This window comes from Bradyrhizobium sp. Unk1 (assembly GCF_059512345.1).
Window position 1 is genome coordinate 1 of sequence record NZ_JCAMOP010000272.1, and the last position, 283, is coordinate 283.

1 protein-coding gene is annotated in these 283 nt (G+C 58.7%); it reads right to left on the reverse strand.

The genetic code is table 11. The features are described 5' to 3' along the window. A partial coding sequence (locus tag AC5ZFO_RS48455; protein ID WP_496124326.1) for a transposase occupies positions 1-250 on the reverse strand: 250 nt, incomplete at its 3' end. Positions 251-283 lie beyond the last annotated feature (33 nt).

The following is a 283-nucleotide window of genomic DNA, read 5'->3' on the forward strand; positions in this document are numbered from 1 at the left end:
TGAGGTCCTTTAGCATGGCGTTGTCGAGCATCGCCTCGGCCAACAGCTTCTTCAGCTTCGCATTCTCGTCGGCAAGGACCTTGAGGCGTCGAGCTTCGGATACGTCCAGGCCACCATACTTGGCCTTCCACTTGTAGAACGTCGCGCTGCTGATCCCGTGCTTCCGGCAAACATCACCGGTCTTCGATCCTGCCTCGTGCTCCCGCAGCACCGCAATGATCCGCTCTTCCGTGAACCTCGACTGCTTCATCTCCGTCTCCCTCAAGGTGGACGGATTCTACCC